This window comes from Bacillus silvicola, from assembly GCF_050524305.1.
GTDB classification, from domain to species: domain Bacteria; phylum Bacillota; class Bacilli; order Bacillales; family Bacillaceae_G; genus Bacillus_A; species Bacillus_A cereus_AT.
In genome coordinates, this window is sequence record NZ_JBNGVC010000013.1 from 1,519,136 (window position 1) to 1,538,997 (window position 19,862).

The window sequence follows — 19,862 nt, forward strand, 5'->3', positions numbered from 1 at the left end:
TAAAATGGATACGGTAGAAACGAAAGCTTTTCATTTAATTTTGCATGGAGGAAATGCGAGAAGTTGTTCAATGGAAGCAATTGATTGCGCAAAGCGTGGAGAGTTTACAGAAGCAGAAGCGAAATTACAAGAAGCGTTAGAGGAATTAAAAGAGGCGCACCGCTTACAAACAGAGCTCATACAGAAAGAGGCTGCCGGGGAAAAAACCGAGGTTACCCTGCTGATGGTGCATGCACAAGATCATTTAATGAACGCAATTACAGTGAAGGAATTGGCGAGTGAGTTTGTAGAATTATATAGGAAGATGTCAGAAGCGGAATGAACCTTGCTTATGCAAGGTTTTTTTATTTTATTAAATAATAGTGGATTAAAATAATAAATTATTTTTTACTGAAAAAAGTTTTTTCAGTGTTTTTTTATTTTAAACACAACTAGACAACTAAACACTAATCTATTTTCATACAGTTATGTGTTAAAAGCGTGTTGTTTTATAACACACTGTGTGTTTTTTGAGCGACACACTAATTGAAAGCGTTAACACACAAAGAAAACAGTCGAAAAAGTGCTGATTTTAGTGGTTTTAAAAAGTTGGCACGATAATTGCATTAATAAATAGCGTAAAGAAAAATAAATAAACATAAATTTTTTATACTACACAAGGGGGATTTTCAAATGAATATTTTATTATGTTGCTCAGCAGGGATGTCTACAAGTTTACTAGTTACAAAAATGGAAGCGGCTGCAAAAGCTCGCGGTCTAGAAGGAAAGATTTGGGCTGTATCTGGGGATGCAGTAAAAAACAATATCGATCAAGCAGATGTACTATTATTAGGACCACAAGTTCGTTACATGCTCTCTTCAATGAAAACGCTTGCTGATGAGAAAAACGTTGGAATTGATGTTATTAATCCAATGCACTACGGCATGATGAATGGAGAAGCAGTTTTAGAACACGCATTAACACTTAAAAAATAATTAGGGGGGAAGCGAAATGCAAAAGTTTATTGCATTCATGGAGAAGTATATTGTTCCTGTCGCTGGTAAAATCGGATCGCAACGTCACTTAGCTGCGATCCGTGACGGATTTATTGCAGTTATGCCACTTATTTTAGTTGGTGCACTGGCATCACTAATTAATGGTTTTCCATCTGAAGCTTTCCAAGATTTCATGAAAGGTTTGTTTGGTGAAACGTGGAAACAAGTTGGCGGTGGAATGTGGACTGGTTCTTTCGCAATTCTAGCACTAATCATAGCATTTACAACAAGTTATAACTTAGCAAAATCTTACGGCGTTGATGGTTTGTCAGCAGGTATTATTTCATTTGGTGCGTTAATTATTCTTACGCCAACAACACCGAAAGAAGGCGGATTGAACTTAGCTTGGACAGGTGCACAAGGGTTATTCGTAGCAATTATTGTGGCACTCCTTGTTACTGAGGTATTCCGTTTCTTTGTACAAAGAAACATTACTTTTAAAATGCCTGATGGAGTACCACCAGCAGTTTTAAGATCTTTCGCAGCTATAGTTCCAGCATTTGTTATCTTAACAGTAGTTGCAGGTATTCAATTAGCAGTGAAATTAGCTGGTACAAGTGTTCATGAATTTATCTTTAATACGATTCAATCACCACTGCAAAGTTTAGCGGGGACATTACCAAGTGCAATTGTCATTGTAATCCTTGTTCATCTTCTTTGGTTCTTCGGTTTACATGGTCCAAATATCGTTGGTGGTATTATTGAGCCATTATACTTACCGGCATTAGAGAAAAACATGAAGTTATTCCAAGGTGGTACATCTGCATTTGATGTTCCAAACATTATTACAAAACCATTCTTTGATACTTTTGTATATCTTGGTGGTTCTGGTGCAACATTAGCGTTCTTAGTAGTGGTATTACTTGTAGCAAAAAGTGCACAATTACGCGGTGTATCTCGTTTATCAATTGGTCCAGGTGCATTCAACATTAATGAACCCGTAATCTTTGGTACACCAATTATCTTAAATCCGATTTTATTCTTACCGTTTATTCTAGCACCAATTGTATTAGTAATTACTTCTTATACAGCTATATCTATTGGTTGGGTACCAAAAACAGTTGTGATGATTCCATGGGCAACACCACCAATTATTAGTGGTTATCTTGTAACAGGTGGACATATTTCAGGTGCAATTCTACAGTTATTCAACTTTGTAATTGCGATGGTAATCTATTATCCATTCGTTGTGTTATGTGACCGTTCAGTTGTTCGTACTGAAAAAGCAGCAACGCAAGGAAATAACAACTCTGTACCTATGTAACATAAAGATTGTTCTCACAGACAATATTGTCTGTGAGAACAATCACCTTTATATCATGTTCAAAAAGATGAAATACATCTATAAGAACACCAAACTATCATTAATAAAATAATAATTTAATAGACATGTTCAAACTGAAGGGGTATTTAAATCGGTTGAACCTTATAGAGAGGGCGGTAATTATGATGACTACAGCAGAACAAATTCCATTCCAATTGATTTTAAATAGTGGTAATGCACGAAGCTTTGCAATGGAGGCACTTCAATTTGCCAAACAGGGGAAAATGGCAGAAGCTGATGAAGCGATGGTAAAGGCGAAAGAAGCGATTAATGAAGCGCATCATTTCCAAACAGAGCTCATACAATCAGAAGCAAGAGGAGAAAAAACAGAGATTAGTGTTCTTTTAATTCATGCACAAGATCATTTAATGAATGCGATTACAGTGAAAGAATTAGCGGCAGAATTTATTGACCTTTATAAAAAGTTAGAAGCGAAAGGGGAATAAAGCATGACTGGAATTAAAATTGCTACAATCGGCGGTGGATCTAGTTATACACCAGAGTTAATTGAAGGATTTATTAAACGTTATGATGAGCTTCCTGTTCGTGAAATTTGGTTAGTAGATATTGAGGCAGGAAAAGAAAAGTTAGAAATCGTTGGTAACTTAGCGAAACGTATGGTGAAAAAATCTGGTTTACCAATCGAGGTACATTTAACGCTTGATCGCCGCGAGGCATTAAAGGATGCTGACTTTGTAACAACGCAGCTTAGCGTTGGTTTATTAGAAGCTCGTGCAAAAGATGAAGCAATCCCGTTAAAATATGATGTGATTGGTCAGGAAACGAATGGTCCTGGTGGTTTGTTCAAAGCGCTGAGAACGATTCCTGTTATTTTAGATATTTGTAAAGATATGGAGGAGCTTTGTCCGAATGCGTGGTTAATTAACTTTGCGAACCCAGCAGGTATGGTAACAGAAGCTGTTCTTCGTTATACAAATATTCAAAGAGTAGTTGGTCTATGTAACGTTCCAATCGGAATTCGCATGGGTCTTGCGAGATTACTTGAAGTAGATGCAAGTCGTGTCCACGTTGATTTCGCAGGTTTAAATCACATGGTATACGGACTAGATGTATACTTAGATGGCGTAAGTGTAATGGATCGTGTGTTAGAGCTTGTAACAGATCCAGAAAAGCAAATTACGATGGAAAATATCGCTGCGCTTAACTGGGAGCCAGACTTTATTCGTGGCCTCCGTGCAATTCCATGTCCATACCATCGTTACTACTACAAAACGCGTGAAATGTTAGAAGAAGAGAAAGAAGCTTCGATTGAAAAAGGTACACGTGCAGAAGTAGTAAAACAATTAGAAGATGATTTATTCGAGTTATATAAAGACCCGAATTTAGATATTAAGCCACCACAATTAGAAAAACGTGGCGGAGCTTATTATAGTGATGCGGCATGTAGCTTAATTACGTCTATTTACAATAATAAAGGTGATATCCAGCCTGTTAATACACGAAACAACGGAACAATTGCAAGCTTGCCACATGATTCAGCTGTTGAAGTGAACTGTATTATTACGAAAGAAGGTCCAAAACCAATTGCGGTTGGAGATCTTCCAGTACCGGTTCGCGGTTTAGTACAGCAAATTAAATCATTTGAGCGCACAACAATTGAAGCTGCTGTTACAGGGGATTATCATAAGGCGCTGCTTGCTATGACAATTAATCCACTTGTACCATCAGATAAAGTTGCAAAACAAATTTTAGATGAAATGTTGGAAGCACATAAAGAACATCTTCCACAGTTCTTCAAAAAGGTAGAGAAATAAAGCGGCGCTATTTAGCCCGCTTTTTTTATTCTATTAGGAGGTATTACGATGATTAAGTTAATTGTAAATGCAGATGATTTCGGTCTTACAGAAGGTACAAATTACGGCATTATTGATGGACATAAAAATGGACTTGTAAATTCAACGACGATGATGATGAATATGCCAGGGACAGGGCATGCGGTACGTTTAGCGAAAGAGTATAACACACTAGGAGTAGGCGTACATCTCGTATTAACCGCAGGGAAACCACTTCTTGGAGACGTACCATCACTTGTAAGTAGCGATGGATTGTTTCATAAACAAAGCGTCGTATGGGAAGGGAAAGTAAATCCAGAGGAAGTTGAGAGGGAGTGGACTGCTCAAATTGAGAAATTCCTCTCTTACGGATTAACACCAACTCATTTAGATAGTCATCATCACGTGCATGGATTACCGATTTTGCACGATGTTCTTGAGAGATTAGCGGCTAAATATAATGTTCCAATTCGTCGTTGTGAGGAAGATAGAGCGGTACGCCCGTTTTCTGACGTGTTTTACAGTGACTTTTACGCGGATGGTGTGACGGAAGATTACTTTGTAAAGTTACAAGAAAGGGTGCAGGGTGAACAAACGGTAGAAATTATGGTGCATCCAGCTTATATTGACCCAGAGCTTGTGAAACGTTCTTCTTACGTAATGGATCGTGTGAAAGAATTGCGTATTTTAACGGAGAGCGAGTTGCCTGAAGGAATAGAGCTTGTGAAGTTTTAATAGGAAAACGACGGCTAAATAGGGCCGTCGTTTTTTTAGGTTTATAAAATGGATAGAACATATCCACCAAAGGCTCCGAGTATAACGATAACCCAAGGTGGCGTTTTCCAAAAAGCGAGTAAGCAAAATAGAAGAGAAGCAAAAACGAAATCTACAGAATTCATAATTGTACTCGTCCAAATTGGATCATAAAAAGCTGCTAGTAAAATACCGACAACGGCTGCATTCACTCCAAGTAGTGCGCCTTGTATGTAGGATACTCTCCTTACACTGTCCCAAAATGGTAAGACGCCAATAACGAGCAAGAAGGCAGGAAGAAAGATCGCGATTGTTGCAACAATTGCTCCGGCGGTTCCATTTAGCACTGCGCCTATATAAGAGGCGAATGTAAATAGTGGTCCTGGTACGGCTTGTGTTAATCCATATCCAGCTAGGAACTGTTCTTTTGTCATCATGCTGTTTTGTACGAACTCACCTTCAAGAAGGGGAAGTACGACGTGTCCGCCTCCAAATACAAGTGCGCCAGAGCGATAAAAACTATCAAATAAAGCGATGTAATAAGAGAATGGTCTTAATATTGGTAGCAGTAGTAATAGTCCGAAGAATAAGACGAGACAAGAGACTGCTATCGTTTTTGAAATAGGTACTTTTATATTTTGAGATTGGCTAATTGGTTGATTGCGATATAAAAACCAACCAATAAAGCCAGATATTATAATGAGAATGACTTGTGTCCAGCTGTTTGGCCATAGTAAGGCGATTGCGGCAGTTACAATCGCAACGGTCGCACGATTTCGGTCGGGTGTTAATTTTTGTGCCATTTCCCATATGGCATGAGCGACAATAGCGACTGCTACAAGTTTTAGCCCGTGAATCCAGCCAGCACTTCCAAGATCGAACTGATTAAGGAACGAGGCGAAGAAAACCAAAACAAGCACAGACGGTAGCGTGAATCCAATCCATGAAACAATAGCTCCTAATAAACCACCTCTTAGTAATCCAATCCCCATACCGACTTGACTGCTAGCAGGGCCAGGAAGGAATTGGCATAGTGCTACTAAATCTCCATAGCTTCTTTCATCCATCCATTTTCTTTTTTGTATGTATTCGTGGTGGAAATAGCCGAGATGGGCGACGGGGCCACCAAATGAAGTAAGTCCTAATTTAAATGAGACGAGAAAAATCTCTAATAATGTGTGAAAAGTGTATTTGTTATTTTTCAAAAGTACCTCCTAGAATGTTTTTCTATGTGCATTATACAAGAGGTAGTAAAGCAAAAGGAACGATTCTAATGTAAAGATTGTGTGAATCTTTTCTTCGTAATTAAAACTTGAAAAAGTCATAAATGATTATGTATAAACCATAAAGTAGTAGAAGTAGTGCTGGGAAATTTATATAAGGAGAATGCCCGTATGACAACACATTTCTTTGCGAGGTTAACAGGTAAGAGGGAAATACCTCCTGTAAATACAGAAGCTTATGGTGTAACAGAGTTTATATTTAGTGATGATTTAAAGAAATTACAATATCGGGTCATATTGAAAAATATCGAAAAAGTTACATCATGCCAAATTCATTTAGGGAAAGCGGATCAAATTGGTCCAGTTGTTTTAAAATTGTTTGGTCCGCTAAAGCAAGGTATTAGTGTAAGTGAAGGAGTCGTGACCGGTGTAGTCAATGTAGAGGATTTTGAAGGACCTTTACAGGGGAGAGCGTTTGATAGCTTACTTCAAGAAATAATTCAGGCGAATGTATATGTAAATGTTTATACGAAGTCCAATAAGAAGGGCGAAATCAGGGGGAGAATAAGGAAAGTAAAGAAGTAGAAAAAAGGCTGTCCATATTTTGGAGCAGCCTTTTCTGCTATAAGGTGCAAATTTTAGCGATTATTGTCGATAAATCGATATATTTAAAAAATCGCTGATATAATCCAGGTTACGGTCGATATATTTAAAAACTGCCTAGATCAATTTTTTACAGGTTGATTTTTGATGAAGAAGTCCATTACATAAAATACTTCGTCATCTGGTATTTGTATTTCAAATGTATTTTCAATAGGTTGCAATGCTTTTTTTACTTTCATGTACATCCAGTACTCATCTTGTCTTCGTTTCTCTTTATCAGGATGAGGGAGGAGACTTTCGCCTTTTTGAAGACGGTCAACCATGCAGCTCATATGCAAAATCACACCCATTAAACTGTCAGGAGTTAGCTGTAAAGAAATTAATTCTTGAATTGTATTTAATGCATAACGAATTGTTTTAATAAGTAATGCGCCATCGTTACGCTGCATTTGTTGTTCAAGAATATCAGCCATTTTCGCATATGTTTCTTCATACGTAATTAATTCTTGAATTGGCTGAATCGCTGTGTAGTTCACAATGTCTTGGAAGTGGTATGTTAAGCATGGTACTTGCACATCGAAATTCGTGACGATACAAATGATATTACGCTCTTTTTTTATGTTCTCGATCATTTTTGTTAAATCTTTTTCGTGAACGATACTAATCGGAATAATTTCAATTAAGTCTTTATCAAAGCGTAAATAGTTCTCTAACATTTTTTGAATTGCTAAAGCACTTCCCTCTCCAGTTAAGCAAGCTGTTAAAATAACAGATTTCATTGGTGACAGCGGCTTTTTCTTTTCTTCTTGTACATTTAAATAGAACGGCGTTAAGTTCTTCACTGTTTCATATAGTGCATCTAAGGAGTAGCCAAGCTGAGCTTTTCGAGCTGCTTCTAGTGCGTGTGGTGTGCTCGTCATGGAAAGAACACGTACAGGAATTTTGAATTCAGTTTCTAATATATCACCAATATAAGCGAGAGATCCCATATCAACAAGTAAGAGAAGCCCGTTTACATTTTGAAGTGTTTTCATATACACCTTAACACGCTCTAAGAAATCTTTCGGTGATTCATGCAAGGGCATATCGATACCAGTTACTTCATCAATACCGAGAAGTTCGTTTGCGACGTTTGCCATTTCTGTTGCGATGCCATTACCATGGGCTAATATTAATACTTTTACTTCTGTTTGTGAGGCAGGAATTGGATCAACAACGAAGAACATTGTTAAGAAGCCTGCTTCATCAATAGGCATTGTTATTTGTAATTCTTCTTCTAACAGTTGAATACATTGCATAGCTACGGAAAAAGCTTCTTTATATTTCGTACGAATTTGATTCAATTGTGGGTGATGAATTTGCTTCCCGCTTTGTAAACGTTGTAGAGTTGTCTGTACATGTAAACTTAATGCAAGAAACACTTTTTCATCAAAAGTCTTAGATAAATGTTTTTCAGCTAGTTCTGCAATTTTTTCACATACGGAAACGATATTACGGTCCACAATTTTAAAAACATTTTCATGATTTGTTTTTTTAGACATTTGGTTAAAATATTGAACGAAAAAGCTTTGAATATCATTTTCTATTAGTAATTCCAATTCTTCCTCTTCAATGCCGCGTGCTTGAAGTTCTTCATATTTATAATCAATATAATCGTAAATAGAAGAACGTTTTTCATCTTCTGTTTTATGCTTGCTCCAGCCTTCATCACCTGTAAATACAAATGTTTCATTTGGTATTTGGTATAGGTGACGGCTCTTTCTTTCGATAAACAGTCCTTCTTTCATATACCAAGGTAAATCTGTACTTGAAACACCGACAGAATCACGTTTTTTTGTTACGAAATCAGAATAAGCTTTCGCGCAGGCAATTTGTACATCTGTTTTCAATTGACCAATGTTATTTGGGCAATTGTAAAAGACGAAGGATCGCATTGCGTTTGGACTAACATGAATCTCTTTTCGTAGCCGAATCGCTTCATTTGTGAAAAATAGTTGCAACAAAGCAAAGCGTTCTTTATGCGTTCGCTCACGAAGTGGTGGAAGCGTAACGGTCATTGGAATACGTCTTGTAAATGTTTTTAATAAAAATGAGTTTGGTTCTTCTGTTGTTGCAGTAATAATTAATACTTGTGCCTTACGTTCATTTTCTGTTTCTCCAAGGCGGCGATATACTCCGCGATCAATAAATGTGAAGAGCATTTCTTGTCCTTCTGGAGGGAGACGATGTACTTCATCTAAGAAAAGGATTCCTTCATGGGCCTTTTCAATTAAACCTTTTTGATCACTGGCACCTGTATAAGCTCCTTTTTTTATCCCAAATAACTGTCCAAGTAGTAGTTGTGGATTGTTTGCATAATCAGCACAGTTAAAGACGATAAAAGGCGCATCTTTTGGAAGTTGTTCCACTTCAATTGCATATTCGTGCATTAAAGAAGCGAACATCGATTTTCCGACACCTGTTTCTCCAAGTAGTAAAGTATGCATACCGTTTGGAGGATAGAGAATAGAAGCTTTTGCTTTTTCAATTGCAATTTTTAGGCTTGTATTTTCAATTGCAAATGTATCTAATGAAGTACTCTTTGTTGAATGCGTTTCCAATGAAGTATTCGTTTCTATATAAAAACGGACAGGACGTGTACTCGTTTTTAATAAACGATTATCTTTCACGAGCTTGTTTAAGTCGCTACTAACATTTGCACGGTCTAACTGTAGAAGTGTGGCGAGTTCTGATGCTGTTACACCTTCTGTATAACTCCCTTTTTGTATTGCGTTAAAAATGAGATCTATTCGTTTCATTTCTATTCACCTCGAAACTTCATCACTATTTAAAATTTTACACAAAAATGGGAAGTGTGGGAAGAGAAAAATAAAACAGCTTTAGTATATAAGCACTAAAGCTGTTACAATCTTGTGTCTTTCCAAAAATTCACTTCGAGATGTGAAGATGGATTGTAGGGAAGTAGTTGATATCCTTGTGATTGCAAATAATCAATTACTTTTGGAAGTATTTGCACTGTGACACTAGAATCATGCATTAAAATAACCTCTACTTGTTCATCGCTTTGATTCCGCACTCTTTCTAGTATTGCGGAAGGATTATCATAGCTTTTCCAGTCATATGTATCAATTGTCCAATCCCACATTTTATACTTGGAAGATACGAGTGCGTCGCGGTAATTCTTTTTTAAATAAGGCATGCTACCGTATGGGACACGAACGAGATGTGTATTTAGATGTGTAACTTGCCAGACAATATTCTGGGTTTGATCCATTTCTTCAATTAAAATTGATGGATCGCCAGTATAAAGACGTTTTACATCATGTGACATACTATGGAGACCAATATAATGTCCATCTTTAATCAATCGCTCCATCGTTTTTTTATAATGTGGCACTTTTCCGCCAATAACGAAGAAAGTTGCTTTTCCGTTCTTCTCTTTTAAAATATTTAAAATTTGTGGTGTGTATTTATTCGGTCCGTCATCAAATGTTAAGTACGCAATTTTTTTTGTAGGAGAGGTAGTTTGAGTGCTTTGTTGATCTTCTGCTTGAATGTCTGTAGTTGCTTCCGTATTAGATGATGCGTACATAGTAATAGTTAAAAATAAAATTATACATTGAAGTAATCGCTTGATCATAACATTCACCCTCAGTTTGACAATCAAGATGTAAAAACGAAAATTTGATGCTTTTTTCGTTATACGTATATCTTTCTCCAATAGAGGCACTCTCAAACAATCTATATTTTGGAAATGGGGAATAAGGATTAAAAAATAAAAAATAGCATCCTCTTATGAAAAAGAGGATGCTATTTGAATAGTTCATAAAAGTAAAGGCTATACTACAATTAGTCTTCGCGTTTTTTCACTTTTTTATAGAAGGAAATAATTGGTTTGTAACGTTCATGTACAAGACCGATTACTTCAGCAATAATTTCTGTAAAGAAGATTAAAACGAAAAGAAGAATAATGGATAACCATAATGTCGCACTACTGAAAATGATTGCATTTACGCTAAAGAAAATACCAAGTGCGTAAATAATTAGTACCGTTTTACGATGAGAGAATCCCATTGCAAGCAAACGGTGATGTAAATGCGACTTATCTGGTGCTGAAATAGGCTTTTTATTGACGATACGGCGGATGATTGCAAATGTCGTATCAAATACAGGTACACCTAAAATGATAACTGGAACGATAAAGCTGAATAACGTTACGCTTTTGTATAATCCAAGTAACGAAATAACAGAAATACAGTATCCTAAAAATAGTGCTCCTGTATCTCCCATGAAAATTTTTGCTGGATGGAAGTTATAGAATAAAAATCCAATTGTACTTGCTAATGTAATCAGTGCTAGAGGTAATATAATAGCCGCTCCAGTACCCCACGGACTAACGAAGGCCATATATGCTAGCGTTGCAAGTACGATAGATGAAATCCCAGCGGATAATCCATCTAATCCATCAATTAAGTTGATGGCATTTGTGATACCTACAATCCAAAATACTGTAATTGGATAAGCAAGCCATCCGAGTTCAGTATCTCCAAGGATTGGAATATATAATACTTGCACTAATAATCCACTTTTTACAATCATGATGGCAACTAATAGTTGTCCACCGAATTTTACCTTCGCAGATAGTTCGTACATATCATCTAAAATCCCGATGATAACAATAATGATAGCACCTAAAGTTATCGATAGCATTCTTTGTTCGTACAATCCACCGACAACAAATCCTACAGCTACACCGATAAAAATTGCTAACCCGCCAAGACGAGGCATAATTTTTTGGTGTACTTTACGTGCGTTTGGTTTATCTGTTGCTCCTATTTTGAAAGCTAATTTAATAACTAAAGGAGTAACGACGAGTACAGTGATGAAAGATGCCAAAATGGCATAAATCACTTGTGAGTCCATTAATACCCCACCTTTTATAGTTTAACGTAATTTTTCTAATTGTATTTATCTGAAAATTATGATGTTTATTTACAGGCTCATAACATATGGTATCACAAAAAGATTAGAATTCAATCTTTTTTTCTTTTAGCTGTAAATGGAAGTGCATAGAATATATGACAACTGTATATAGAATGTTGGATCGTTTGAGAAGGTTGTTCATATTGCGACTTGAAATATGACAGTGTATCTGCCTCGTATATAACAAGTATTTTATTATAAGTGTTGCACGTAAAAATGAGTAAGTTCCGTGTTAAAATGTGGGAATTTACATTTTATATATATTGCATCATTTAAATTTACAAAATCTTAAAAATGAATAAAAAGACAATTCATATAATAAAGAAGAAAAGAAGTTTTCTTATTTTTAGTGAGAGAGGGGGAAGCACAGGGGAGGCTTCTATGTATTCGTATATTCTCTTATATATATTCCTGTGCGAAAGGAAAATGAAAATTACGATAATAGGTACCGGATATGTTGGATTGATTACAGGAGTAGGATTGGCGAAATTGGGACATTCAGTCACATGTTTTGATATAAATAGTGAAAAAATTGAACGGATCATACAAGGCGAGTTACCTATTTATGAGTGTGGATTAAATGAATTAATAAATGAAGAGTATGAGAACAATCATTTAACTTTTACAGCAAGCAGATCAACTGCATTTAATGATGTAGAGTTTATATTTATTGCAGTTGGAACGCCATCTTTATTAGATGGAACAGCAAATTTAACGTATATTCGTAGTGCTTGTGATGATATTGGAGCATATGTGAATAACGATATTATTGTTGTTACGAAAAGTACGGTTCCAGTAGGTACAAATGATGTGATGAGAGAATGGATTGAGGAAAAACTACAAGGTAGACACGAATTACATATCGTATCGAATCCAGAATTTTTAAGGGAAGGTTCTGGTATTTATGATTTTTTTCATGGTGATCGCATCGTAATTGGAGCATGTAGTGAGGAAGCAGCAAGGAAAGTAGAGCATTTGTACAGCAAATTAAGCTTACAAACGTATATTACGGATATTCGAAGTGCTGAGATGATTAAATATGCATCTAATGCTTTTTTGGCTACGAAGATTAGTTTCATTAATGAGATTTCCAATATATGTGAGCAGGTGGGTGCAGATATATTAGATGTATCTACAGGGATGGGGATGGATAAGAGAATTGGTGCATCTTTTTTAAATGCAGGTATTGGATATGGAGGGTCTTGTTTTCCAAAAGATACGAAAGCACTTGTGCAAATTGCAGGGAATGTTTCTCATGATTTTCACTTGTTGAAAGCAGTCATTGAAGTGAATAATAAACAACAGTTGTTGTTAATTGAAAAAGCGAAGAAAATGATAAATATGAAGAAGAAGAGGATTGCGGTTCTTGGTGCAGCATTCAAACCGAATACTGACGATATTAGGGAAGCGCCATCCCTTATTACAATACAAGAATTAATTAATATAGGTGCGGATGTGGTTGTATATGACCCGCAGGCTATTCAAAATGTAAAAGGTATATTTGGAAATGCTATACGATACGCTGAGTGTATAGATGAATCGATTAGAGCGGCAAATGCAGTTTTTATCGTAACAGAATGGGAATCAATTCGAAATTATCCGCTAGAGAAGTATGTACAGCTTATGAGGGAGCCTATTCTATTTGATGGGAGGAATTGTTATACTAATGAGGATGCCGAGAAGCAGGGGTTAGATTATTACTCAGTTGGGCGAAAAGGCGTCTGTAATAGTAATGTTTCTCGAGTACATTAAAAAGTGTATTTTCACATGCATATTTTTATATGCGATAATAGAAGTTGTAACTAGTGAAAGAAAAGAGGCAATGAAATGACTGAACGTTTAAAAGTAATGACAATTTTCGGGACACGACCAGAAGCAATTAAAATGGCACCTCTTGTATTAGAGTTGCAAAAGCACCCAGAAAAAATCGAATCGATTGTGACTGTAACAGCACAACATCGTCAAATGTTAGATCAAGTATTAAATATCTTTGGAATTACACCAGATTTCGATTTGAATATCATGAAAGATCGTCAAACGTTAATTGATATCACAACACGTGGTTTAGAAGGTTTAGATAAAGTAATGAAAGAAGCGAAGCCTGATATCGTACTTGTACACGGTGATACAACGACGACATTTATTGCGAGCTTAGCTGCTTTCTATAATCAAATTCCAGTAGGGCATGTTGAAGCTGGGCTTCGTACATGGGATAAGTATTCTCCATATCCAGAAGAGATGAATCGTCAATTAACAGGTGTAATGGCAGATCTTCATTTCTCACCTACAACAAAATCAGCAACGAACTTACAAAAAGAAAATAAAGATGAGTCACGCATTTTCGTAACAGGAAATACAGCAATCGATGCACTGAAGACGACTGTAAAAGAAACTTATAGTCATCCGGTGCTCGAGAAACTTGGAAACGATCGTCTTGTACTTATGACGGCACATCGTCGTGAAAACTTAGGAGAGCCAATGCGCAATATGTTCCGTGCAATTAAGCGTCTTGTTGATAAGCACGGAGATGTACAAGTTGTATACCCTGTACATATGAATCCTGTTGTTCGCGAAATAGCGAATGATATTTTAGGCGAGCATAGCCGCATTCATTTAATTGAGCCGTTAGATGTAATTGATTTCCATAACGTAGCAGCTCGTTCATACTTAATGTTAACTGATTCTGGTGGTGTACAAGAAGAAGCACCATCACTAGGTGTACCGGTTCTTGTTCTTCGTGATACGACGGAACGCCCAGAAGGTATCGAAGCGGGTACACTGAAATTAGCAGGAACAGATGAAGAAACAATCTTTGGTCTTGCTGATGAGTTGTTATCAGATAAAGAAGCTCATGATAAGATGACGAAAGCATCTAATCCTTATGGCGATGGTCGTGCATCAGAGCGTATTGTAGAAGCGATTTTACAACACTTCAAGAAGTAAAGTGAAATTTTAATCAGTGGGGGATATCCCCCACTGATTATTAGCCCGCACCAATCAGGGTAAATGAAAAGAGAGCCAAATCGTATGTGATTTGGCTCTCTTTTATTATTGTTGATTCCTCATAATCCACTCTGCATGAGCATTTGTAGAAGGGGGAGGAGGCGGTGGTGTTTTGTTCTCACTCGACTCCTTCTTTGCTTTTGCGCTGGAGTTAGAATTTGAATCGGAATTTGTATTCTCATTTTTCGTAGTCTCTGTTGGAACTTTTGCTTTTTCTCCTATTTCCTTTTCAATTTCGTTACGTACAGTCTCTACACTGATTGGATCTGGAAGGAAGTAATAAATACCGCCAATTTTTCTGTCTTCTCCTTCAAGTTTTAACGTTTGTATTGTAGAAGGATCGAATCCAGAAATTTTATTGTAAAGAGCAAGTCCGTCTGAAATAGGAATATCGGTTTTTATATATTTTCCAACTACCTTTGTTAAATCTTTAATTTTAAATACGGTAGAAGCAGAGTTTAGCTTTTGGGCAACAGCAGCCAGTACTTGTCTTTGTCTAGCAGCTCTACCATAATCACCGTTAGGATCTTGCTTTCGCATACGGACGTATGCGAGTGCTTCTTCACCATTTAAGTTCTGTTGACCTTGTTTAAATTGGATTTTTTTATAGTAATCCACGTCAGAGCGTTCCCAAAAATCGAAGGGGACATCAACGGTAATACCGTCAACAGCATCAACGATACCTTTAAATCCTTGGAAATCAATTTTAATATAATGATCAACAGGAACTTTTAAAAACTCTTCGACGGTGTCGATTGTCATTTTTTCTCCACCGTAAGCATGAGCAGCGTTAATTTTGTCTTCTTTATTTTTGCCAACAATCTTAACACGAGAATCGCGCGGGATACTCATAAGTGAAACCTTTTTTGAGTTTGGATTAACTGTCGCGAACATAAGTGAATCTGTTCGACCGTTTTGACCGTCAGTTGCATAATCTTCAATACCCATAATGAGTATTGTGAAAGGTTTTTTTGTGATTTCCACATCTTCTGCTCGTAATTTAGATTTTTCACGGCTAAATCCACTGTACATCCCCATGAGAGAAGTGTAGGAATTTAACATATAAAGTCCTACGCTACCAAATAAAAATGCGAATATAAGGAAGTAGAAAAATTTTCTTCTACGTTTCTTTTTTATTCTGCTATTTTGGAGATGATAATAACGTTCTTCCATATATAATCTCCTTAGTTTATCTGTAGGGAATTAATTCACTACATTAATCTTTAAAGGGGATAAGTTAGCTATTCTTAGTTAACGTCTTGTTCTAAGTACAACATATCTCCTTCTTTAATTGTACATTTCCCGTTTGTTAATTCAATCATCCAATTTGTAAATGTTTGTTTTTGATTTTCTTCTACATACGTATCAAATGTGACATTTTCGAGATAATGTATATCTTTAATGGTATATTCTGAATTGCGTAATTCATTTTCAACTTTGCCAAGCAATGTATAATCAATTTCTGTTTGCATAACGCGCATTAGTTTTCGCTCAACAATGCCTACGTGATTAAGTCCTTCACTTGTACATTTTCCGTATGCACGAATTAATCCACCAGCACCAAGCTTAATACCACCAAAATAGCGCGTGACGACAACGACAGTATCTTTTAGACCTCGTTTTTTTAATACCTCTAACATAGGTACACCAGCGGTACCACTTGGTTCTCCGTCATCGTTTGCTTTTTGAATTTGATCTTGTTCACCGATTAAATATGCGGAACAATTGTGTGTTGCATTCCAATGTTGTTTTTTTATTTTTTGTATAAATTCTTGGGCTTCCTCTTCAGTTGTGGCTCGACTTACATAGCAAATGAACCTTGATTTTTGAATGACAATCTCGTGCTCACCGTAGTCTTTAATTGTTAAATATTGTAATAACAATGGTATACGCCCCTATCTTTCAAAATGACTAGTACTTTACATTTTAAAAGCGGTTGTTTTTATATTCAAACATTTTTTGCAAATATGTTGAAATTTTTGATGAGTATTTTATCTTTTTGTTGTAATTTGTCGAGTGGGTGATTGTAGTTTCTAACCGGCATTTTTATGTATGGATGCACCTTTTCTAGTTTTCGTGTAAAATTAGGGGATAAAAATTTTTTATAAGGCAGGTACGAAAATGAAAACAGCTATTGTTACTGATAGTACAGCATATATACCGAAGCATATTCGTGATGAACTCAATATATATATGATTCCATTAAACGTTGTGTTTGGAACGGAATCTTGTCAAGAAGAGGCTGAAATTTCAGCAAATGATTTTTACGTAAAAGTACGTGAACAAGAAGAACTTCCGAAAACTTCGCAACCAGCAATTGGAAAATTTTTAGAGTTATATGAAGAGTTATCTAAAGAATATGATGCAGTTATTAGCATTCACCTTTCCAGTGGAATTAGTGGTACATACCAAACGGCAACGACAGCTGGACAGATGGTAGATGGTATCGATGTATATACGTACGACTCTGAAATTAGTTGTGAAGTACAAGGGTTTTACGTGCGTGAAGGTGCGAAATTAGCAGGTGAAGGGAAAGCTCCAGAAGAGATTATCGCTCGCTTTGATGAAATGAAAAAAACGATGGATGCTTATTTTGTAGTAGATGATTTACATCATTTACAACGCGGTGGAAGATTAAATAGCGCGCAAGCTTTCATCGGCAGTTTGTTACAAGTAAAACCAGTATTATACTTTAGAGATAAAATAATTATTCCATTCGAAAAAATTCGTACGCGTAAAAAAGCGTTAAAGCGTATCGTTGAAATCTTTGACGAGCAGGCAAGTAAAGGTGTGCCTATGGAGGCTGTTATTATTCATGCGAATCGTGAAGAGGAAGCTAATGAATGGAAACAAGAATTAGAAGAGATATACCCTCATGTTACAATTCGTACGAGTTATTTCGGAGCTGTAATTGGGACGCATTTAGGTGAAGGTGCGCTTGGTTTAGGCTGGTATACGAAGTGATAAAGATGTAAAAGCTCTCTTGTTAAAGAGGGTTTTTTTACGGGTATTTTACGAAGATTTGACAAGTTAATATTTGGAAATGGTAAAATGTACGTAAAATTAAATAATGAGGAAAGTTTTATTACTTACTTTTTACAAGAAACTATCTTATAATAGAAGAGAGGTGAAACATATGGAGCATAATTCTTGTTTATGTCCAAAGTTTGAGTCAGCTTTTACAATGCTTAGTAAGAAATGGACTGGCTTAATTATTAAATCTTTGCTTGAAGAGCCAAAACGTTTCAGAGAAATCGCAGATATTATACCGAATATGAGCGATCGTATGTTGTCAGAACGTTTAAAGGAATTAGAAGGTGAAGGTATTGTAGTTCGTAATGTTTACCCAGAAGTACCAGTTAGAATCGAGTACGGTTTAACTGATAAAGGGAAAGCGTTGGAAAGTGTTATGGATGAGGTCCAAAATTGGGCTGAGAAATGGATGAAGTAACGTTTCTATCTCATTCATATTGGAGTATTTTCAAAACGTAAGGGAATCCCTTACGTTTTTTTCAATTCTATAAAAAACGGCGTAAGGCTCTTGAAATTCTACATATATATACAAATTTAGATATACTTTGCTATAGAGATAAATGTAATATTACATTTATTTTACAAAACCGTAACATTAGCAAAAAAACTCCCGAATTATGGTATAAATTTTAATAGGTTATATACGGAAAATGACAAAAGAAAGCGGTGTAAAAAATAAAATGAAAAAGCTAAAAATGGCATCTTGCGCATTAGTTGCAGGGTTAATGTTTTCAGGGCTAACACCAAATGTATTTGCGGAAGATAAAATTTCTGACGTGAAATCACAAATTAACACACAAAATGATACTTTACATAAACAACAACAAGAACGTGATGAACTACAAAAACAAATGAATGATTTAAACAAAACAATTCAAGGTTTAGATAAGTCTGTTCAAGAGAACGCTACAAAACTTGATGAAACAACGAAAAAAGTTTCTGACACTGAGCAATTAATTGAAAAGAAAAATAAAGATATTGCAGAATTACAAACAAAGATTGCAAAACGTGAAGAGTTATTAAGAAAACGTTTAGTTGCACTACAAGAACAACCGAACACGAACGTTGTAACAGAAGTTCTTGTAAACTCTAAAAACATTGCAGATTTAGTGGATCGTTTCAATTCTATGTCTAAAATTCTTGAGTCTGACGAAGATATCATGAAAACTCAACAAGAAGATCAAACGAACGTGAAAAAAGATGTTGAGACAGTAAAAGAAAAACAAAAAGAATTAAAAGAAGCACAAGCTCAAATTGAAACTGCTAAGAAAGAACTTGACGCTGAAAAAGAGAAAAAAGAAACAGCGGTAAACGATTTAAGCGGTAAAATGGATACAGTTGTAACTACGATGACAAGCACGGAAAGTCAATTGAAAGATCTTGAGAAACAAGCACTGCAATTACAACGTATTGCGGAAGAAGAAGCGCAAGCAAAAGCGGCACAAGAAGCTGCTGCTCAAAAACAAGCAGAACAAGCTGCTAAAGAGGCACAAGCTCAGCCAGCACAAGCACCTGCAGAGCAAGCTGCACCGGCAAACAATGGTGGACAAGCTCAAAAAGAAGAACCTAAAAAAGAAGAGCCTAAAAAAGAGACACCTAAACCAGAAAACAAAAAACCAGAGCCAGCACCAGGTCCAACTCCAACTCCGGTTCCTGGCGTAATTGGTAAAGCACAACAATACTTAGGTATGCCTTATGTTTGGGCAAGTGCATCTCCATCAAACGGTGGTTTTGACTGTAGTGGATTCATTTCTTACATCTTTGGTGTAGGACGTCAAGACGTTGCAGGTTACTGGAACTCAGTTTCTAAAGTAAGTAGCCCACAACCTGGAGATTTAGTATTCTTCCAAGGTACTTATAAAGCAGGTCCATCTCACATCGGTATTTATGTTGGGAATGGACAAATGATTCATGCGAGTGATAAAGGGATCGCGTACGGTGATATTAACAGTTCGTACAACCAAAAACATTTCTTAGGATACGGTAGATTCTAGGATTTATAATTGAATAAAAAACGTGTATAAAGTCGATAGCTTACTATTTTATAAGTAGGTTAGCGGCTTTTTTGAGTTTTTACGAGATAAAGAGAAGGATTTATAGTAGTGCTGGAGG

18 protein-coding genes are annotated in these 19,862 nt (G+C 36.2%); 12 read left to right on the forward strand and 6 right to left on the reverse strand.

From position 1 onward, the window contains the following. Positions 1-4 precede the first annotated feature (4 nt). The 6 genes from ACP6L7_RS29890 (at position 5) to chbG (ending at position 4,887) form a co-directional block, all read left to right on the forward strand. Positions 5-322 (forward strand): PTS sugar transporter subunit IIA, encoded by a 318-nt coding sequence (locus tag ACP6L7_RS29890; protein WP_264448432.1) that lies wholly within the window; start codon positions 5-7, stop codon positions 320-322. Positions 323-672: 350 nt separating this feature from the next. After that, positions 673-975, forward strand: a complete 303-nt coding sequence (locus tag ACP6L7_RS29895; RefSeq protein WP_430529604.1) for a PTS sugar transporter subunit IIB — start codon at positions 673-675, stop codon at positions 973-975. A 16-nt stretch (positions 976-991) separates the two neighbouring features. Beyond that, positions 992-2,299 (forward strand): PTS cellobiose transporter subunit IIC, encoded by a 1,308-nt coding sequence (gene celB, locus ACP6L7_RS29900; RefSeq protein WP_264448430.1) that lies wholly within the window; start codon positions 992-994, stop codon positions 2,297-2,299. A gap of 182 nt (positions 2,300-2,481) precedes the next feature. Further along, a complete protein-coding gene (locus ACP6L7_RS29905; protein ID WP_000989050.1) occupies positions 2,482-2,805 on the forward strand; it encodes a PTS lactose/cellobiose transporter subunit IIA in 324 nt (107 codons plus the stop codon). 3 nt (positions 2,806-2,808) lie between these two features. Next, on the forward strand, positions 2,809-4,134 hold the full coding sequence (gene celF, locus ACP6L7_RS29910) for a 6-phospho-beta-glucosidase (RefSeq protein WP_430529605.1): 1,326 nt from the start codon (positions 2,809-2,811) through the stop codon (positions 4,132-4,134). A 48-nt stretch (positions 4,135-4,182) separates the two neighbouring features. Next, a complete protein-coding gene (gene chbG, locus ACP6L7_RS29915; protein WP_430529606.1) occupies positions 4,183-4,887 on the forward strand; it encodes a chitin disaccharide deacetylase in 705 nt (234 codons plus the stop codon). A 41-nt stretch (positions 4,888-4,928) separates the two neighbouring features. On the opposite strand, the gene ACP6L7_RS29920 is transcribed toward chbG, so the two are convergent. Further along, entirely contained in the window at positions 4,929-6,110 is a 1,182-nt protein-coding gene (locus ACP6L7_RS29920; protein WP_430529607.1) for a chromate transporter, read from the reverse strand. A 189-nt stretch (positions 6,111-6,299) separates the two neighbouring features. Between ACP6L7_RS29920 and exsM the strand changes: the two genes are divergently transcribed. Beyond that, positions 6,300-6,713 carry an exosporium regulatory protein ExsM gene (gene exsM, locus ACP6L7_RS29925; RefSeq protein WP_097832380.1) on the forward strand — a complete coding sequence of 138 codons (414 nt, stop codon included), beginning with the start codon at positions 6,300-6,302 and terminating at the stop codon, positions 6,711-6,713. Between the two features lie 140 nt (positions 6,714-6,853). On the opposite strand, the gene ACP6L7_RS29930 is transcribed toward exsM, so the two are convergent. The 3 genes from ACP6L7_RS29930 to tagO form a co-directional block, all read right to left on the reverse strand. Then, the gene (locus ACP6L7_RS29930; protein ID WP_430529608.1) at positions 6,854-9,529 is read right to left on the reverse strand and encodes a sigma-54-dependent transcriptional regulator; all 2,676 of its coding nucleotides are present in this window, start codon (positions 9,527-9,529) and stop codon (positions 6,854-6,856) included. Positions 9,530-9,633: 104 nt separating this feature from the next. Beyond that, a complete protein-coding gene (locus ACP6L7_RS29935; protein WP_097832378.1) occupies positions 9,634-10,371 on the reverse strand; it encodes a polysaccharide deacetylase family protein in 738 nt (245 codons plus the stop codon). A gap of 209 nt (positions 10,372-10,580) precedes the next feature. Further along, entirely contained in the window at positions 10,581-11,654 is a 1,074-nt protein-coding gene (gene tagO / locus ACP6L7_RS29940; RefSeq protein WP_097832377.1) for a UDP-N-acetylglucosamine--undecaprenyl-phosphate N-acetylglucosaminephosphotransferase TagO, read from the reverse strand. A 441-nt stretch (positions 11,655-12,095) separates the two neighbouring features. On the opposite strand from tagO, the gene ACP6L7_RS29945 reads away from it, so the two are divergent. Continuing rightward, the gene (locus ACP6L7_RS29945; RefSeq protein WP_430529609.1) at positions 12,096-13,466 is read left to right on the forward strand and encodes a UDP-glucose dehydrogenase family protein; all 1,371 of its coding nucleotides are present in this window, start codon (positions 12,096-12,098) and stop codon (positions 13,464-13,466) included. 75 nt (positions 13,467-13,541) lie between these two features. Beyond that, positions 13,542-14,657 carry a non-hydrolyzing UDP-N-acetylglucosamine 2-epimerase gene (gene wecB / locus ACP6L7_RS29950; RefSeq protein WP_430529610.1) on the forward strand — a complete coding sequence of 372 codons (1,116 nt, stop codon included), beginning with the start codon at positions 13,542-13,544 and terminating at the stop codon, positions 14,655-14,657. Between the two features lie 105 nt (positions 14,658-14,762). On the opposite strand, the gene ACP6L7_RS29955 is transcribed toward wecB, so the two are convergent. Both ACP6L7_RS29955 and ACP6L7_RS29960 read right to left on the reverse strand, forming a co-directional pair. Further along, on the reverse strand, positions 14,763-15,890 hold the full coding sequence (locus ACP6L7_RS29955; protein ID WP_097832374.1) for an LCP family protein: 1,128 nt from the start codon (positions 15,888-15,890) through the stop codon (positions 14,763-14,765). Between the two features lie 74 nt (positions 15,891-15,964). Further along, a complete protein-coding gene (locus tag ACP6L7_RS29960) occupies positions 15,965-16,600 on the reverse strand; it encodes a YigZ family protein (RefSeq protein ID WP_430529611.1) in 636 nt (211 codons plus the stop codon). A gap of 238 nt (positions 16,601-16,838) precedes the next feature. On the opposite strand from ACP6L7_RS29960, the gene ACP6L7_RS29965 reads away from it, so the two are divergent. From ACP6L7_RS29965 to ACP6L7_RS29975, 3 genes are all read left to right on the forward strand, one after another. Then, entirely contained in the window at positions 16,839-17,681 is an 843-nt protein-coding gene (locus ACP6L7_RS29965; protein ID WP_097832372.1) for a DegV family protein, read from the forward strand. Between the two features lie 172 nt (positions 17,682-17,853). Next, positions 17,854-18,168, forward strand: a complete 315-nt coding sequence (locus tag ACP6L7_RS29970; RefSeq protein WP_002112882.1) for a winged helix-turn-helix transcriptional regulator — start codon at positions 17,854-17,856, stop codon at positions 18,166-18,168. A gap of 232 nt (positions 18,169-18,400) precedes the next feature. Further along, entirely contained in the window at positions 18,401-19,744 is a 1,344-nt protein-coding gene (locus ACP6L7_RS29975) for a C40 family peptidase (RefSeq protein WP_141533265.1), read from the forward strand. Positions 19,745-19,862 lie beyond the last annotated feature (118 nt).

What these genes read in the sequence shown, in the direction of transcription:
- ACP6L7_RS29945 (WP_430529609.1), top strand. Translation starts at nt 12,096, where the DNA reads ATGTATTCGTATATTCTCTTATATATATTCCTGTGCGAAAGGAAAATG.
- chbG (WP_430529606.1), top strand. Translation starts at nt 4,183, where the DNA reads ATGATTAAGTTAATTGTAAATGCAGATGATTTCGGTCTTACAGAAGGT.
- ACP6L7_RS29890 (WP_264448432.1), top strand. Translation starts at nt 5, where the DNA reads ATGGATACGGTAGAAACGAAAGCTTTTCATTTAATTTTGCATGGAGGA.
- ACP6L7_RS29975 (WP_141533265.1), top strand. Translation starts at nt 18,401, where the DNA reads ATGACAAAAGAAAGCGGTGTAAAAAATAAAATGAAAAAGCTAAAAATG.
- ACP6L7_RS29965 (WP_097832372.1), top strand. Translation starts at nt 16,839, where the DNA reads ATGAAAACAGCTATTGTTACTGATAGTACAGCATATATACCGAAGCAT.
- ACP6L7_RS29930 (WP_430529608.1), bottom strand. Translation starts at nt 9,529, where the DNA reads ATGAAACGAATAGATCTCATTTTTAACGCAATACAAAAAGGGAGTTAT.
- ACP6L7_RS29935 (WP_097832378.1), bottom strand. Translation starts at nt 10,371, where the DNA reads ATGATCAAGCGATTACTTCAATGTATAATTTTATTTTTAACTATTACT.
- wecB (WP_430529610.1), top strand. Translation starts at nt 13,542, where the DNA reads ATGACTGAACGTTTAAAAGTAATGACAATTTTCGGGACACGACCAGAA.
- exsM (WP_097832380.1), top strand. Translation starts at nt 6,300, where the DNA reads ATGACAACACATTTCTTTGCGAGGTTAACAGGTAAGAGGGAAATACCT.
- ACP6L7_RS29895 (WP_430529604.1), top strand. Translation starts at nt 673, where the DNA reads ATGAATATTTTATTATGTTGCTCAGCAGGGATGTCTACAAGTTTACTA.
- celF (WP_430529605.1), top strand. Translation starts at nt 2,809, where the DNA reads ATGACTGGAATTAAAATTGCTACAATCGGCGGTGGATCTAGTTATACA.
- ACP6L7_RS29970 (WP_002112882.1), top strand. Translation starts at nt 17,854, where the DNA reads ATGGAGCATAATTCTTGTTTATGTCCAAAGTTTGAGTCAGCTTTTACA.
- ACP6L7_RS29955 (WP_097832374.1), bottom strand. Translation starts at nt 15,890, where the DNA reads ATGGAAGAACGTTATTATCATCTCCAAAATAGCAGAATAAAAAAGAAA.
- celB (WP_264448430.1), top strand. Translation starts at nt 992, where the DNA reads ATGCAAAAGTTTATTGCATTCATGGAGAAGTATATTGTTCCTGTCGCT.
- ACP6L7_RS29905 (WP_000989050.1), top strand. Translation starts at nt 2,482, where the DNA reads ATGATGACTACAGCAGAACAAATTCCATTCCAATTGATTTTAAATAGT.
- tagO (WP_097832377.1), bottom strand. Translation starts at nt 11,654, where the DNA reads ATGGACTCACAAGTGATTTATGCCATTTTGGCATCTTTCATCACTGTA.